The 15,656-nt window shown below is 69.8% G+C and carries 14 protein-coding genes and 1 riboswitch; of the genes, 10 read left to right on the top strand and 4 right to left on the bottom strand.

The window, feature by feature from the left end; translation table 11 throughout:
- The first annotated feature begins 98 nt into the window (after nt 1-98).
- Nucleotides 99-563: a hypothetical protein gene (locus KEC57_RS06050; RefSeq protein WP_229383611.1), complete on the top strand. Its 465-nt coding sequence runs from the start codon at nt 99-101 to the stop codon at nt 561-563.
- Nucleotides 564-577: 14 nt separating this feature from the next.
- On the opposite strand, the gene KEC57_RS06045 is transcribed toward KEC57_RS06050, so the two are convergent.
- Complete coding sequence (locus tag KEC57_RS06045; protein WP_229383610.1) at nt 578-1,402, bottom strand: ABC-2 transporter permease; 825 nt, start codon at nt 1,400-1,402, stop codon at nt 578-580.
- A complete protein-coding gene (locus KEC57_RS18895) occupies nt 1,399-3,576 on the bottom strand; it encodes an ATP-binding cassette domain-containing protein (RefSeq protein WP_267492048.1) in 2,178 nt (725 codons plus the stop codon). The genes KEC57_RS06045 and KEC57_RS18895 overlap by 4 nt, the downstream gene beginning before the upstream one ends.
- Before the next feature lie 194 nt (nt 3,577-3,770).
- On the opposite strand from KEC57_RS18895, the gene KEC57_RS06030 reads away from it, so the two are divergent.
- The 4 genes from KEC57_RS06030 to KEC57_RS06015 all read left to right on the top strand — a co-directional run bounded on the left by KEC57_RS06030 (nt 3,771) and on the right by KEC57_RS06015 (nt 7,374).
- Nucleotides 3,771-4,862: an enoyl-CoA hydratase/isomerase family protein gene (locus KEC57_RS06030; protein ID WP_229383609.1), complete on the top strand. Its 1,092-nt coding sequence runs from the start codon at nt 3,771-3,773 to the stop codon at nt 4,860-4,862.
- Nucleotides 4,859-5,677, top strand: a complete 819-nt coding sequence (locus tag KEC57_RS06025; RefSeq protein ID WP_308187576.1) for an LssY C-terminal domain-containing protein — start codon at nt 4,859-4,861, stop codon at nt 5,675-5,677. The genes KEC57_RS06030 and KEC57_RS06025 overlap by 4 nt, the downstream gene beginning before the upstream one ends.
- Nucleotides 5,674-6,342: a hypothetical protein gene (locus KEC57_RS06020; RefSeq protein WP_229383608.1), complete on the top strand. Its 669-nt coding sequence runs from the start codon at nt 5,674-5,676 to the stop codon at nt 6,340-6,342. The genes KEC57_RS06025 and KEC57_RS06020 overlap by 4 nt, the downstream gene beginning before the upstream one ends.
- Nucleotides 6,343-6,447: 105 nt before the next feature.
- On the top strand, nt 6,448-7,374 hold the full coding sequence (locus tag KEC57_RS06015; RefSeq protein WP_229383607.1) for a J domain-containing protein: 927 nt from the start codon (nt 6,448-6,450) through the stop codon (nt 7,372-7,374).
- A 32-nt stretch (nt 7,375-7,406) separates the two neighbouring features.
- On the opposite strand, the gene KEC57_RS06010 is transcribed toward KEC57_RS06015, so the two are convergent.
- Nucleotides 7,407-9,098, bottom strand: a complete 1,692-nt coding sequence (locus KEC57_RS06010) for a D-alanyl-D-alanine carboxypeptidase family protein (protein WP_229383606.1) — start codon at nt 9,096-9,098, stop codon at nt 7,407-7,409.
- Nucleotides 9,099-9,136: 38 nt separating this feature from the next.
- Nucleotides 9,137-9,248: riboswitch (TPP riboswitch) on the top strand.
- Here KEC57_RS06010 and KEC57_RS06005 point away from each other — a divergent pair.
- From KEC57_RS06005 to KEC57_RS05995, 3 genes are all read left to right on the top strand, one after another.
- Nucleotides 9,239-9,883 carry an ECF transporter S component gene (locus KEC57_RS06005; protein ID WP_229383605.1) on the top strand — a complete coding sequence of 215 codons (645 nt, stop codon included), beginning with the start codon at nt 9,239-9,241 and terminating at the stop codon, nt 9,881-9,883. (Overlaps the previous riboswitch by 10 nt.)
- A 2-nt stretch (nt 9,884-9,885) precedes the next feature.
- Complete coding sequence (locus tag KEC57_RS06000; RefSeq protein WP_372456946.1) at nt 9,886-11,451, top strand: ABC transporter ATP-binding protein; 1,566 nt, start codon at nt 9,886-9,888, stop codon at nt 11,449-11,451.
- A complete protein-coding gene (locus tag KEC57_RS05995) occupies nt 11,448-12,257 on the top strand; it encodes an energy-coupling factor transporter transmembrane component T family protein (protein ID WP_229383603.1) in 810 nt (269 codons plus the stop codon). The genes KEC57_RS06000 and KEC57_RS05995 overlap by 4 nt, the downstream gene beginning before the upstream one ends.
- A gap of 130 nt (nt 12,258-12,387) precedes the next feature.
- On the opposite strand, the gene KEC57_RS05990 is transcribed toward KEC57_RS05995, so the two are convergent.
- Entirely contained in the window at nt 12,388-12,894 is a 507-nt protein-coding gene (locus KEC57_RS05990) for an SRPBCC domain-containing protein (RefSeq protein ID WP_229383602.1), read from the bottom strand.
- Nucleotides 12,895-13,180: 286 nt separating this feature from the next.
- Here KEC57_RS05990 and KEC57_RS05985 point away from each other — a divergent pair, with 286 nt between their 5' ends.
- Together KEC57_RS05985 and KEC57_RS05980 are read left to right on the top strand one after the other, a co-directional pair.
- Nucleotides 13,181-14,206, top strand: a complete 1,026-nt coding sequence (locus KEC57_RS05985; RefSeq protein ID WP_229383601.1) for a LacI family DNA-binding transcriptional regulator — start codon at nt 13,181-13,183, stop codon at nt 14,204-14,206.
- Between the two features lie 80 nt (nt 14,207-14,286).
- A complete protein-coding gene (locus tag KEC57_RS05980; protein ID WP_229383600.1) occupies nt 14,287-15,585 on the top strand; it encodes an ABC transporter substrate-binding protein in 1,299 nt (432 codons plus the stop codon).
- The last annotated feature ends 71 nt before the right edge of the window (nt 15,586-15,656 follow it).

The raw sequence follows: 15,656 nt of genomic DNA, 5'->3' as shown, positions 1-15,656 counted from the left end.
ACAGGGGGTCGTACTCCGCGTCGAACGCGGAGCGGATCGTTGCTCTCCTGTGAGCAAATCAACCCTGTTCCGCTCGTCGGCGCTGGCAGACTAGACGCATGGTGACGCTGTTGCTCGACTCGACGCAGCTCGAAGTCGTGCTGTCGGGGTCTGAGCGCGCTCTGGCATTCCGCAAGGGGAATGTCGAGATCGAACGCTCGACGATCACGAAGGTGCAGCTCACCGATGACGCGTGGACGTGGCTGCGAGGCATCCCGAGCCCCGGCACGCACCTGCGCGGAGTCATCGCGATGGGCACCTGGCGCTCCGCCGGCGGCAACGACTTCGCGATCATCCGCCGCCATCGACCGAGCGTGGTGATCGATCTCGAGGGCCACCCCGAGTTCGAGCGGATCATCCTCACCACCCGCCACGGTCTCTCCCTGGTGCAGGCGCTGCGGGTCGAGGTAGACGAGAAGCCCGCCGACGTCGTCGACATCGCGGCCGAGACCGGAACGATTCCGGTCCAGCCGGCGAAGAAGCCCCGCACGCGCAAGGCTCCCGCCCCCGCCCCCGCGGTCTGACTCGAGGCATCGGGTCAGCTGACGTCGCGGCGCCAGCTGGTCAGGTGGCCGAGCACGAGGAAGACGACCGCGTAGCCGAGCAGCACGAGCGCGCCGACCCACCACTCGAGCGGGGTCTCGGCGGTCATTCCGGCCGGTGTCATTCCCGTGAACAGGCTCGCCCCGACGAGGGCGTCGCTCGCCGCTCCCGGAAAGTAGCGCGAGACCTCGGTGAGCCCGTCGACGAAGGCGGCTGCGGCGCGCGCGACGGGCTCGACGAACTGCGTGAACACGAGCACGCCGACGATCGCGCCGACCTGGTTGCGCACGAGCGCGCCGACGCCGATCCCGATGAACACCCACAGCACGTACGCGAGGATCATCCGCGCGAACATCGCCCACGTGTCTGACGACGACAGGTCCGTCTCGAGCCCGTTCGCGGCGAGGAACGGCGCCGACGGCGCGACCGAGGCGAACACTCCGATGACTCCGAAGAGGACGCCGAGCACGACCCCGACCGCGAGCTTCGCCCAGAGCACCCGCCCGCGACGCGGAGTCGCGAGGAAGGTGGGCGTGAGTGTCTGATGCCTGAACTCGCCCGTGACCATCAGGGTGCCGATGAGGAGGGGGAAGACATAGGCGATCGCCGTCGCGGTGCTGTAGAGCGTTTTCGCGAGACCCTCTTCGGGGATCTGAGGCGCGTCGCCGGGCAGGGTGCCGGACGCGGATGCCGCGAAGACGAACCCGAGAGTGGCGGCGGTGAAGCCCACGTAGACGAACAGGACGATCGCGAGGATCCACCACATCGACGTGGTGAACTGCTTCGTCGTCTCGGCGCGCGTGGCGGCGGTGAGGCTCATCGCGACTCCCCTCCCTGGTGGTCCTGCTCGTCGTCGAGCGGGTTGCGCACGTCGGTCTCGACCCAGTCGGGCGACAGATCCGAGAGCGTGCCCATGCCGGTGTCGTCAGTGTCGTGGTTCTCGTCGTCGCCGGAGTCGGATGCCGCGTCGCCAGGATGTGGTTCGGTTCCGGATACTTCGTTCCCGGAGTCAGGCTCAACTCCGGGTGCGTCGTCCCGGGAGTCCGGTTCGGGTTCGGGTTCGGGTGGCACCCACGCCTCGGCCTCGGCCTCGGCCTCGGCCTCGGGCTCGGGCTCGGGCTCGGGTTCGGGTTCGGGTGGCGCCCACGACTCGGGTTCGGATTCAGGTCGGGAGTCGGGCTCGGGATCGGAGCCGGATGCGGAGCCGGAGGCGGGGTCGGATCGGAGCACGGATTCGGATGTGTCGGCTGGGTCCGCGTCGGTCTCGGAATCGGACGCGTCTGCGGGGCCCGCGTCGGTTTCGGAGTCGGGATCCACAGCAGTCTTCGCGCCCGCAGCACCGCCCTCGCCGGTCGTGTCGAAGGCGTGGAAGAAGGCATCCGCGTCGATATCGGCATCCGTCTTCAGGTAGGTCTCCCACGGTCGGGCGTCATCGGATTCGGCGAGGTCCGACAGCTCCTCGTCGATCTCGCCGATCGCCTCGACGTCGGGGTCGGCATCCTCGGGAAGTGCTTCGTCGACCACTTCGTTCAGCGGCTCGGTCTCTGAGCGCTCGGCTGGCGGGGCAGGGGAGGGGACGATGTCGATCACGCCGGTGCCGGCCACCGCGAACGCCGCCGGGGCGTGGGTGGCCCCCGGGTCGGCCGACTCGGGTGCACCGGTCTCCGGCGCCGCGTCCATGGGGGCGGACTCCGTCGGCTCGGCCGCTTCTGCACGTCCGGACCCGTCGATCGCCCACGCCGCGGCCGCCGCGGTGCCCGCGGCCGCCGCCGCGCCGGGCAGGCTCGTGGCGGCCGCATCGAGCTGGTCTGCCGAGAGGGCGGATTCCGCCGCCTCCGCGGCCGCCGCGTCGACGGCAGCATCTCCGGCGGGCATCGTCGGCGCGTCTGCTTCGTACGGACCATCCGTCGCATCCGAGGAGCCCAGGGCTACTGCACCCGCTGCCGCGGCACCGCCAGCGGCTGCACCTCCCGCAGCGTCTTCGTCCAGCGCAGCTCCGGCCTCCGCACCTCGGGCCTCCACAACCCCAGCCCTCGCGGCACCTGCACCCGCTGCGCTCGCCGCAGCTGCGGCATCCGTCCCCGCCGCGCTGGCGTGCACCCGCGTGCCGTTGACGAGGTCGAGGAAGACCTCTTCGAGCGCGGGACCGCGCTGGTGCAGCGTCGACAGGGCGACGCCGGCCGCCGCTGCCGTGGCGCCGACGGCCACCGGGTCGACCCCGCGCACGGTGAGGCCCGAGCGCAGGATCTCGAACCGCACCCCCGCCGCCTGCAGCGCCGCTGACAGCGCCGCGCGGTCGGGGGAGTCCACGACCGTCGCGTGCCCGGACGGGTCGGACAGGTCGTCGAGCGGACCCTGGAAGACGAGGCGCCCGCGCGAGATGATCAGCAGCGCGTCGACGGTCTGCTGCACCTCCGAGAGCACGTGCGACGACACCAGGACGGTGCGCCCCTCGCCCGCGAGCTGGCGGAGGAACCCGCGCATCCAGCGGATGCCCTCGGGGTCGAGTCCGTTGGCGGGCTCGTCGAGCACCAGCACGCCCGGGTCGCCGAGCAGCGCGTAGGCGAGACCCAGGCGCTGGCGCATGCCGAGCGAGAAACCGCCGACCTTGCGACCCGCGGCATCCGCCAATCCGACCAGGCCCAGCACCTCTTCGACGCGCGCCTTCGCGATTCCGGCGGCCTGCGCATAGACGGTGAGGTGGGCTGCGGCCGTGCGACCGGGGTGGAAGCTGGATGCCTCCAGCACCGCACCGACGGTCTGCAGCGGGCGATCGAGGCGGGCGTACGGCACCCCGCCGATCGTGGCGGCACCGCCGGTCGCACGGACGAGTCCGAGCAGGATCCGCAGCGTCGTGGTCTTGCCGGCCCCGTTGGGACCGAGGAACCCGGTCACGCGACCGGGCTCGACACGCGCGGTGAACTCCGAGACGGCCGTGACGGCGCCGAAGCGTTTGGTGACTCCAGAGAACTCCAGCGACTGGCCGTCGGGCATCCCGAACCCTCTCATCGACGTGAGTGCACGCCCGCGGCATTGCGGACTTTGCCTATCTTTGCGGATTCCTGCTCCACCGTGGGAGAAGTCGGGTGGTTTCGCCCCTGTCCCGCGGGGGAGACTTCTCGGCGTCACGCCTGCGACCCGGCACGCGAGCGTGCCACGCGGCGAACGCGGCCGGTAACGTTGCGCTCGTGACCGACGCCCCCGAGCCCCGTGCCAGCGAGTCCCGCGCCGACGAGCCCACCGTTCTCGTCCGTGCGAGCGGGGGCCTCGGGCGGCTGACGCTCAATCGTCCCCGGGCGATCAACGCGCTCGACATCGGCATGATCCACCTGCTGCACCAGGCGCTCGACGCGTGGGAGCACGACACCGAGGTCGATCTTGTGGTCATCGACGGTGCCGGTGAGCGAGGACTGTGCGCGGGCGGCGACGTGCGCGGGCTCGCGGAGCGCGTGATCGGCGGCCGGGCCGACGAGTCATCCGTCTTCTTCCGCGACGAATATGCGCTCAACGCCCGCATCGCGGAGTACCCCAAGCCCATCGTCGCCCTCGCGGACGGCATCACGATGGGCGGGGGGATCGGGATCGCCGGTCATGCCGCGATCCGCGTCGTCACCGAGCGGTCGCAGTTGGCCATGCCCGAGACTCGCATCGGGTTCACCCCCGACGTGGGCGGTACGTGGCTGCTCGGCCGCGCGCCGGGTCGTCTGGGGGAGTACCTCGGTCTGACGGGGGCGGTGATGGATGGCTCGGACGCGATCTACGCCGGGTTCGCCGACCACTTCGTGCCCTCCGCCAACCTCGACGGTCTGCGCGACGCCCTCGAGACCCGGGCGGATCCGTCGAGTCCGACCGAGCTCGTGCTCCTGTTCGACGAGACCCCCGAGCGCTCGAAGCTCGAGGACGCCCGCGTGTGGATCGACGAGGCCTTCGCCGCCGACACCGTTCCCGAGATCGTCGCGCGCCTGCGGGCACGGCCCGAGGCCGACGCCTCCGGAACGGCGGACCTGCTCGAACAACTCTCGCCGACGGGTCTCGCCGTCACCCTCGCGTCGGTGCGCCGCTCGCGCGAGCTGCCGGGCCTGCGCGACGCGCTCGAGCAGGAGTACGGCCTCGTGATGTGGTTCGCGACGACCCAGCCCGACCTCGCCGAGGGCATCCGTGCGCAGGTCATCGACAAGGACCGCTCGCCCCGCTGGCAGCCCGCCACCCTGGCCGACCTGTCACCGGATGCCGCGGCATCCGCCCTCGCCTTCCGCTTTCCGGAGCCGCTGTGGGGGTGAAGCCGCGTCGTGCCTACTCGATCGGAATCGCGATCGACTGGTTCTTCTTCGTCTTCGCGGGCCTCGCCGCGATCTGGCTCGCGTACCTGAGCTTCACCGAGACGTTCAAGGTGGGGTGGTGGGGCATCCCGTTCTTCGTCGGATTCTGGCTGCTGCTGGCCTATCTGGTGCTGCCGCGTGTGCACCGGATCCTCACGACGGTCTACGTCCCCGACTACTTCATCGGGCGGGCGCGCACGAGCGACGGGCTGCTCGGCGACCCGGTGAACCTGGCGTTCCTCGGCGCGGGACCGCAGATCGAGGCGGCGATGCGCGCCGCCGGCTGGACACGCGCCGACCCCGTGACCTTCACGTCGTCATGGCGCATCGTGACCTCGACCCTGAGCCGGCAGAGCTACCACCAGGCGCCGGTCAGCCCGCTGTTCCTGTTCGGCCGCCAGCAGGATTTCGCCTACCAGCAGGAGGTCGACGGCAACCCGGCGCAGCGGCACCACGTGCGCTTCTGGAAGTGCCCCGACGACTGGCTGCTGCCCGGCGGCCGCCGCGTCGACTGGCTCGCGGCCGGCACGTTCGACACGAGCGTCGGGCTCTCGCTGTTCACTCTCCAGGTGACCCACCGCATCGACGCCGACACGGACGTCGAGCGTGATCACATCGTCAAGACGGTGACGGATGCCGCACCCCGGGTCGTCGTGGACGTCATCGCCGACTTCGCCACCGGCTACCACGCGCGAAACGGGGGAGGCGACACGATCCGCACCGACGGCGACCTGCCGATCGTCGACGTGCGCGCGCTCGAGGGGGTGGACGCATGACCGGCCGAGCACCGCTGGACGGGCCGGAGGCGGACGGCGGATCGGCGTCCGGCTCGGCGTCCGCACCCGCACCCGCACCCGCACCCGCGACCTCGTCCGCACCCGCGACCTCGTCCGCACCCGCGACCTCGTCCGCGCCCGCGCCCGCGGAGGAGGTCGCGCCGCGCAAACGGCCGGCGTACGAGCCCGCCGCACGGCTGCTGCGACCCACCGGCTACGACCCCGACATGCGCCGTCCGATGGCCACCACGGCCGGCTTCGCCCTCGTGCTGCTGCGGGTGCTCGCCGGCGTGATCGTGCTGGTCGGCATCGCCGCAGGATGGGACGCGATGCTCGACGATCCCGACTCCGTGCTGGACGGCTTCGATCCCTCACCCGAGGGGCGCCAGCTCGCGCTGTGGTTCGTCCTCGCCGTGGGCGCGGCGGTGCTGCTGGTCGACCTGGCGCTCGCGATCTTCGTCTTCCGGGGGCTCAACTGGGCGCGGATCCTCGTCATGGTCGTGTCGGTGATCTCGATCAGCACCGTGTTCGTGGCGTGGTGGGCGCAGGGACAGGAGATCGAGATCTACGGCACGTTCCTGTCGCTCAGCCTCGACATCCTGCTGCTTCTCGCACTGTCCAGCCGCAGGGCATCGGCCTACGCCCGGCGCAACGAGGCCCGCTGACCTGTGGGCTCGGTATGAAGTGCGGTCACCGAGCCGCGGCCACCGATGCGTGGCGTAGCCTGATTCGGCCGCGAGACGCGGTCCGACGGTCTCGGGGGAGGGTGAGTGTTCGACAGTCCACTGTCCGCTTCGGCCTATGAGGTGCTCGTCGTCGACCCGGGCGTCGACAACGAGTCGCTCCGCAAGGCCTACCGTCTGCGCCTCCGCCAGACCCACCCCGATACCGGCGGCGACGCGGCCGTGTTCATCCAGGTGCAGCGGGCATGGGAGCTCATCGGCACGCCCGAAGCGCGAGCCGCCTACGACCGGGGCCATGGATTCGGCGAGACTGCGGCACCCGAGTGGTCCGGATGGCGGCCGCCCGCGGCACGCACCGACACCCGTCCCCGGGCGCGCTCGTACGGGCATCCCGGAGGCTGGCGCCGCGAGCGGTATCTCGACCTGATCCGCGAGTGGGCCGGACGCGGCGTCACGCTCGAGGACCCGTACGACCCCGCGCTCGTGCGCGGCGCCCCGCAGCACCTGCGGCGCCTGCTCGCCGACGCACTCGCCGAAGAGGCGACCGCGCGCATCGTGTCGGATCTCGGCATGGGATACACGGTCTGGCACGACGTCGCGGCGGTGGGTCGGGATGCCGATCCCGACGCCAAGATCGACCACATCGTTCTCGGCCCGAGCGGACTGTACGGCCTCCTCTCGGAGGACTTCGGCGCCCCGGTGCGCCTGCGCCGCGGCGAGTTCATCGGCGAGGGCGTTCCCGGTGCGCCGATCACGGAACTGCTCGCACGGATGCGGGTCGTCGCCCGCGTCGCGGGCGTGCGCTTCAGCGGCGCGATCGTGGTGCTGCCCGACGAAGACGTGATCGATCCGATCGAAGAGCTCGGAAAGGTCCGGGGAGTGCGGGTCGCGGTGGTCTCGCGCAGCGCGCTCTCGACGGTGCTGCGACGTGGCATCACCGGTGCCGCCGACGTCGGCGGCAACGAGGTGTTCGACGTGCGCACGCGCCTGCAGCACACCGTCCGCTACGCCTAGCCGGACGAGCATCCTCTGCCGAGGAGCGGGTGTCAGTCGTTGAGGCCGAAGAGGTCGAGCGGATGCGTCAGACGCCACCACGGCGAGGGGTCGTCGACATCAGCGGCCAGGCGCAGATCGACCGTCGCCGTGTCGAGCGGGCCGGTCACCGTGAGCGAGCCGACGCTGTCGCCCTCTTCGCGGCTGTCGCCGAGGTCGTAGGTCGTACCGACCGTGCCCGAGCCGCCGTTCCACAGCACGACGGAGGCATCTTCGCCGATGACGATGTCGACGCTCTCGCCCCACTTCGTCTCGACCCGGCCGGCGACTGTTCCGCCGGTCACCGACGGCTTCAGCTGCAGCTCGGTCTCGAGCTGCGTGTAGAGAGCACGGGATGCCGCGAGCCGGGCGTCGTCGTCGGGCTGGCCGAGCACCGACGCGAACAGCCGCACGGTCGTGTCGCCGACGGTGATGTCTTTCGCCGACAGCAGGTTCCACGCGTTGAGGGTGCCGGTCTTGATTCCGACCACACCGGGATCGGCGAGCAGTCCGTTGGTGTTATCGACCAGCCCCGCGCCGGGCAGGTCGACCGACTGCGTGGCGACGATCTGGGCGATCACGGGGTTCGCGAGCGCCTTCTGCGCGAGCACGATCAGTGCCTCGGGACTCGCCGCGTTGCGGGCATCCATCCCGGTGGGCTCGACGATCGTCACACCGGGCACGCCGTGCGTCGACAGCCACTCGGTCGCGGCACGCTCGAAGACCGCGTCCGTCGGCCAGATGGTCTGGGCGAGACGATCCGCGTAGTTGTTCGCCGAGCCGATGAGCATGCCCTCGAGCATCTGATACTGGGTGAGCGAGCCGCCGGCGGGCACGTCGAGTGCGGATTCGCCGTTGTTGCGGTACTGCCAGTACCGCGTCCGGTCCGCGGCGGTGAACCGGTACTCGGGACCCTGTTCGCCGACGGCCAGCGGCATCTCGTCGAGCACGACGAGCGCGGTGACGACCTTGGTGATGCTCGCGATCGCCTCGGGTTCGACAGCGGATGCCGCGACCCCCGGCATCCCCTGAACAGCCACGGCCGCGGACCCTGCGGGCGGAAATGCGGGTGTCGTCACCGGTGCGGCAGCGGGCTGCACCTCGATCGCAGAGACGGTGGGTGCGACCGAGTGCAGCGGCCACAGGAGCGTCGTGCCCGCATACGCGCCGACGACCCCGACGGCGATGAGAGTGGGCACGATGACACTGGCACGCAGCGGAGTGCGGCGAGGAGCATCGGCGAGCAGATCAGTCTCGACCGGCACGAACGCCGTCGCGGCGACCGTCAGATCGACGGGGACGTGGGTCTGCCCGACGGTGCTCTCGTCCACCCACGCGAGAGCGGTGCGTCCAGAAGGCGTCGGGCTGTTGCCGGAGCCGGACGGCCCGCTGCCGAACCCGGTCGAAGAGGTCCCGGCGGCAACGGTCGTGACCAGCACGGCATCCGACTCGACGTCGACGAACGACGCGGCGGCGAGGGTCGAAACGGGGGTGTCGACATCGACAGGGGCGGTGTCGGTCGAAACGGCTGCGGCGACCTCGACGGGTGCGGTGTCGGTGCCCGGGTGCGAGGCATCCGTCACCGCTGTCGGATCGATCGTCTGGATGTTGCTCGCGTCCGGGTCGTACTGCTCGACCACGGGGAGCGACCCGATGGGCGCATGAGGCTCACGGCGCGTGGGCGCGGCGGCGTCATCCAGAGTCACCCGCTCAAGATACCGCGGCTGTGCGGCGGTATACTCATCCGCATAACCACGGGAGTCCGGTAAGCCGGGCTGAGAGGAAGCGATCCACGCTTCGACCGTCGAACCTGATCCGGATCATGCCGGCGCAGGGAGGAGTTCATATGCACGCGTCCACGTCTGCACCGAAGGCCGCACCGATCACGTCGCCCTCGGAGCACCGACTGCGCTGGCGGGTCATCGACATCGTCGTGGCCAGTGTCCTCGGTGTCGCGATCGGCCTGGTCTTCTGGGCCTGGAACACCGTCGGGTACGCCTGGTTCACGGTCATGGATGGCTTCACCCCGGGCCTCGGCGGCATCGCCGTGGGCATCTGGCTGCTCGGCGGCGTCGTCGGCGGCCTCGTCATCCGCAAGCCCGGCGCCGCGCTGCTCGTCGAGGTGATCGCCGCCATCGTGTCGATGCTGATCGGCAACGTGTGGGGCGTCTCGACCCTGTTCTCGGGCATCGTCCAGGGCCTGGGCGCCGAACTCGTCTTCGCGCTCTTCCTCTACCGTCGCTTCACGCTGCCTGTCGCGATCCTCGCCGGCATCGGCGCCGCCGCCGGCGCCTGGGTGTTCGAGCTCTTCTACGGCAGCTCGCCCAACATCCTGAAGACCGCCCAGTTCAACGCGATCTACCTCGGCACCCTCGTCGTCTCGGGTGCGCTGCTCGCCGGTGTGGTCGGCTGGTTCGCCGTGCGAGGACTTGCCGCCACCGGGGCACTGAGTCGATTCGCGGCAGGCCGGGAAGTCCGACGCGAGGTCTGACGATGCTCCGCGTGCCCCCTCCCGTGGCCGGGAGCGCCTCATCCAGACCCCCGCGGAGCGCGGCGCCGATCGCCGGCTCCGGGGGCCGCCCGGCGGTCCGTCCTGCGCGTGTGAGCGTCGATGGCTGGGGCTGGCGCTACGCCGGACGGCGCCTGCCGGCGGTGCGCGACGTGACGTTCACCATCGAGCCCGGCGAGCGCGTACTGCTGCTCGGAGCCTCCGGCGCCGGAAAGTCGACGCTGCTCGCCGGAATCGCAGGTCTGCTCGGCGGCGCCGACGAAGGTGAGCAGGCCGGGTCCCTCCTGATCGACGGTGAGCGGCCCGAGGCCCACCGCGGGCGGGTCGGCCTCGTGCTGCAGGACCCGGACTCGGGGGTCGTGCTCTCGAAGGTCGGCGACGATGTCGCGTTCGGCTGCGAGAACCTCGGGGTTCCGGTCGACGAGATTCCCCGCCGCGTGGCCGAGGCGCTCGACGCCGTCGGACTGGACGTGCCGCTCGCCCGTCCGACCAAGGCGCTGTCGGGCGGCCAGAAGCAGCGGCTCGCGCTGGCCGGTGTGCTCGCGATGCGACCCGGCGTGCTGCTGCTGGACGAACCGACCGCCAACCTCGACCCCGACGGCGTGCGCGAAGTGCGCGCGAGCGTCGGCCGTATCGTCGCCGAGACCGGCGCCACGCTCGTCGTGATCGAGCACCGCACCGCGGTGTGGGCCGACCTGATGAGCCGGGTCATCGTGCTCGACGCGGATGGCGGGCTGCTCGCCGACGGTGCTCCCGATGAGGTCTTCGCCCGCCATGGCGCGCAACTCGCCGCCGCCGGAGTGTGGGTGCCGGGCAGGCCCGTCGGGCTTCCGGTGGTCGCCGGCGCCTCGGAGTTCGCGCAGCCTGCATTGGCGGCATCCGGTCTCTCGATCTCGCGCGACGCGCGCACCGTCGTGCGCACCGGGCTGGACCTGCGCATCCCCCGTGGGGCCGCCACCGTGATCACGGGCCCGAACGGGGCAGGAAAGTCGACACTGGCGCTCACGCTCGCGGGACTTCTGCCCGAGGCCGCCGGCGAGGTCGTCGCCGCTGCCGAGCTCGCGGCGAAGTCCGGCCGTCGCCCGTCGCGGTGGAAGTCGCGCGAGCTGCTCACCCGCATCGGGACCGTCTTCCAGGAGCCCGAGCATCAGTTCCTCGCCTCGACCGTCCGCGACGAGCTGGCGATCGGACCGCGCTCGCGCGGAGTGGATGCCGCCGCGGTCACCCTGATCGTCGACGAGCTGCTCGAACGTCTGCATCTGGCGCCCCTCGCCGAGGCGAACCCCTTCACGCTCTCGGGCGGGCAGAAGCGCCGGCTGTCGGTGGCGACGGTGCTGGCCGACGCGCCGCCGGTGATCGTGCTCGACGAGCCGACGTTCGGACAGGATCGGCGCGGCTGGATCGAGCTCGTGCGGCTGCTGCAGTCCGAGATCGCAGCCGGCACGACCGTCGTCGCGGTCACCCACGACGAGGATGTGCTCCACCACCTCGGCGGGCATCGCATCGAGCTCGGAGCGGGCGTCCCGGAGAACGCGGGAGTGCGCGCATGACCGCCGTCGACGCCCGGATCGCCCCCGTCGACAACCCCGCCGACGTGCGCCCCGCGTGGCTGGACGGGGTCAACCCGGTGACGAAGCTCGTGCTCGCCGTGCTGCTTTCGGTGCCCCTCCTCGCCTCGATCGATGTCACCAGTGCGGCTGCGGCGATCGTGCTGCAGCTGGCCTGCCTTTCGCTCACCGGGCTCGCGGTGGCGACGGTCGCCAAGCGTCTGCTTCCGATCGTCGTCTTCGCACCCATCGCCGGGGTGAGCATGCTCCTCTACGCGCAGCCCGGCGGACAGGTCTACTGGTCGTTGTGGTACGCGACGATCAGCGACGACTCGATCGCCCTCGCGATCGCGGTCAGCCTGCGCGTGGTCGCACTGGGGCTGCCGACGATCCTGCTGTTCGGGCGCACCGACCCCACCGAGCTCGCCGACGCTCTCGCGCAGGTCGCGAAGCTGCCCGCGCGATTCGTTCTGGGCGTGCTCGCCGGAACGCGCACGCTGGGACTCTTCCTGGACGACTGGCGCAGCATGGGTCTCGCCCGGCGCGCGCGCGGCGTCGGCGACAGCGGTGCACTGCGCCGCTTCTTCTCCATGGCATTCGTGCTGCTGGTATTCGCGGTGCGCCGCGGCACGAAGCTCGCCATGGCGATGGAGGCCCGCGGATTCGGTTCGGGCATTCCCCGCACGTGGGCACGCCCCTCGCACGTGGGTCCGCGCGACCTGGTCGCGCTTCTCGGTGGAGTCGTGATCATCGCGCTCGCACTTACCGCGGCCGTCGCCGCCGGGACGTTCCGCTTCGTCTGGTCCTGAGCCGCTCACCGGCCCTCGCCGTCGAGAATTCAGGACGGCGAGGGGGAAAGCGGACGGGGCCGGTCAGCCGGTTGGCGTGTCTCCTGAATCGTCGACGCCACGGTGCAGGGAGGCGGCAACGGGCGGCGCCTCAGTCGGCGGCGACGAGCTCCTCATAGGCGGGCTGCAGTGCAGGGAAGTAGTCGTCCCAGACGACCGTCGCCGCATCCACCCCGGCGTGCGATGCCACGAGGCGGTCCAGATAATACTCCCAGCCCGGCCCGATCGATCCGATATCCTCGCCGGGAGCGAGGCGCTGCCCGAACGTCAGCACCGTGTCGGCCGGCGCTTCTTCGACGAGTTCGACCCAGAGGTGCCAACCGCCCGACGCGGGCGGAAGATGGCCGGCGTATCGGCGGGGTGCATCACACTCGACGATCGTGAAGTCGGCGGGCGGAGCATCCTGCCCCTCGGACGTCATGAAGAACGTCACGCGACCCGAGGTCGGGTCGCCCTCCCACCGGCCGATCCAGCGCTCCAGGCGCGCTGAGTCGGTGAGCTCGCGCCAGACGTCGGCGGCGGTCGCGGCGAAGCGGCGCAGGATCACGAGATTCGGCTCGCCGTCGATCTTCGTCACGGTGCCTGTGATGTGGGTCATGTCGCGTTCCACAGCTCCCGGTAGTAGGCGATGCGCTCGCGGTCGGACTCGACTCCGTGCGTGTCGATGAGGGCGTCTTCTCATCCCTCGCCATCGTTCCACGTCGTCGACATGGACGCCACGGCGATGTCGGCCGGCGGGCGGGGGATCGGTGCGGTGACTTGCCGCACGATCTGTGGGATCTGTCGCGTTCAGAGGCCTCGCCTTGCACCGATTCTTGACCTGCGCGGGAAAGCGATGCTACGTTGCTGGTACGAATTAGCAACCTCGATGAGGAGAGGCACAGATGTCGCGCACACCGAAGGCGAGCCAGCGAACGATCGCAGAGCTGGCGAACGTGTCGCAGTCGGCGGTCTCCTTGGTCGTGAGCGGTCGCGCGGAGGCGAACCGTATTCCGGCGGAGACGCGGATCCGCATCGAGCAGGTCATACGCGAGGTCGGCTATGTCCCGAATGTGGCCGCGCGACTGCTGAAAGGGACTCGCAACGGCCTCATCGGCGTGCACACCTATGAGCGGGTATTCCCCGTACGCGAAGACGACTACTATCACGAGTTCCTCGTCGGAATCGAAGAAGCCGCTGTCACGCACGGAGTCGACCTGGTGCTCTTCTCCTCGACGCTGCGAGACGACGGCAGTCGTGCGGTGTTCACCGAGGGGATGAACCGACTTCGTCTCGCAGATGGCTCGATCTTCATGGGCCTCGCGCAGGACGACGATGAGCTCGCGCAACTCGCCCGCGACGGATACCCCTTCGTCTTCATCGGACGGCGCACGGTCGGCAGCGACGAACTCACCCATGTCACGGCCGACTATGCCGGCGGGGTGGCGGCCACGATCGACGCGCTACAGGCCATGGGCCACCGTCGAATCAACTACGTCGGAACCGTGGAGCGCGACGACCCGCACAACGAGCGCCTCCGCGCCTATCGCGATGAGATGTCGTCGCGAAGTCTGGACGCTCGAGTCGTCACATTGGTCCCTTCTCGGATCGACAATGAATGGGATGACATGCTCACTGCGGAGCCGACTGCACTGATGGTGGAGACGCTCGAACTCGCAGATGCCGTCGCCACTTGTGCTGACGACCGGGGGCTGTCGATACCGGCGGATCTTTCGTGTGTCGTACTCGATACCCCCAGCCGCTCCGGTGCCGCCTCGGGGTGGAGCAGCATGGCCCTACCCAAGCGGGAGATGGGGGCTGCGGCGCTTCAGCTCCTTCAACGCTGCATGGACGAATCCATACGGCCGCAGCCCGTCACCCTCCCGGTCTCGACGCCCGGAAACGAAACGATCGCACCACCAATCAATTGATTGAGGGTCGAAGCATGCTCGCTATGCGCATGTGCTCATACGTACCAGCAAGTTCATTTTCCAACGAAGGAGAGCAATCAATGAAGATGTCCACCATCGCGCGTCGCTCGGCGCCGTTCGCCGTCGGCCTTGCGGGCATACTCGCCATCACCGGCTGCTCTGCACAGTCAACGTCGGAGGAAACCGACTCGACCGAAACACTGACGGTCTGGTTCCCTGGTTCCAGCCAGCCCGAGATCGACCTTGTGACCAACACACTCGTTCCCGAATTCGAGAGCGAAACCGGGATCGACGTCGAGGTCACCTTCGTGGACTGGGGTGATCTGTCACCGAAGCTGAACGCGGCGTTCGCCGCGGGTACTGGTCCTGACGTGTTCGGCCACGGCCCCGCGGCGGCGGCCGACCTGGTCGCCAACGATCGTGTTCTGGACCTCGACGATGATGTCGCCTCGTGGCCGGAGGACGACCAGGATGACCTCGCCTCCGCGCTCACCGGCGGGCAGGTCGACGGGAAGCAGTATCTCATCCCCCTGTCGGTGAGCGGGTGGTTGGTCGCCTACCGCGAGGACCTGCTCGACGCTGCGGGAATCGACCCATCGAGTATCACGACGTGGGGTGACCTGAAGGATGCGGCCGAGCTGCTCACCGAGCGCGACGGAGACCGGATCACCCGCGCCGGCCTGCTACTCGGCACCGCCGCGCAGCAGCGGACGATCACCTTCAACGGACTGATCTCCGGAGCAGGCGGACAGCTCATGAACGATGACGGATCGGAACCCGAGTTCGACAGCAGTGAGGGCGTGCAGGCACTCACCTACTTCGCAGACCTCTACAACGGTGACGACGCGGTAGCCACCAACCTCGGCGAAGACTATGTCAACAGCGCCGCCGCACAACAGCCGCTCGTGACAGGAAGTGCGGCCATGACTCTCCTGACCTCGCAGGCGGTATCGCAGATCACCATCGCAGACCCCGATCTGAAGGTCGGGGTCCTTCCGGCTCTGCAGTTCACCGAGCCCGCAACGTTCGGTGGCGCGGGCGCCGGACTGTTCATCAACGCCGACAGCGAAGCGAAGGACGCCGCTTGGGAGTTCATCACCTTCATGTCCTCACCCGACATCAGCACCGACTATGCGGAAGGAACGGGAACCATTCCGATCCGCGCCTCGGCCGTCGACAGTGACTACGTCAAGGACAGCCCTGCCCTCGGCGTATTCATCAACCAGATGCCGTACTTCGTTCCCAACCCCAACGTGCCGCAGTGGACACAGATCCGGGACATCCTCGACAGCTACCTCGAGCAGGCGCTGGCCGGCCAGGCGACTCCTGAGGACGCGCTCAAGCGTGCGTCTGACGAGGTCAGCGCGCTCGTAGGCTGACGCACCGCACACATGACAGTGAACATGACGGCGGCCGGGGAGTTCGCAGCGAGCTCCCCAGCCGCCCCCAT

It is taken from the genome of Microbacterium allomyrinae (assembly GCF_020682705.1).
In the GTDB taxonomy this organism is placed as follows: domain Bacteria; phylum Actinomycetota; class Actinomycetes; order Actinomycetales; family Microbacteriaceae; genus Microbacterium; species Microbacterium allomyrinae.
Note: the sequence above shows the minus strand (reverse complement) of the source record. Positions and strands in the feature narration are given on the sequence as shown.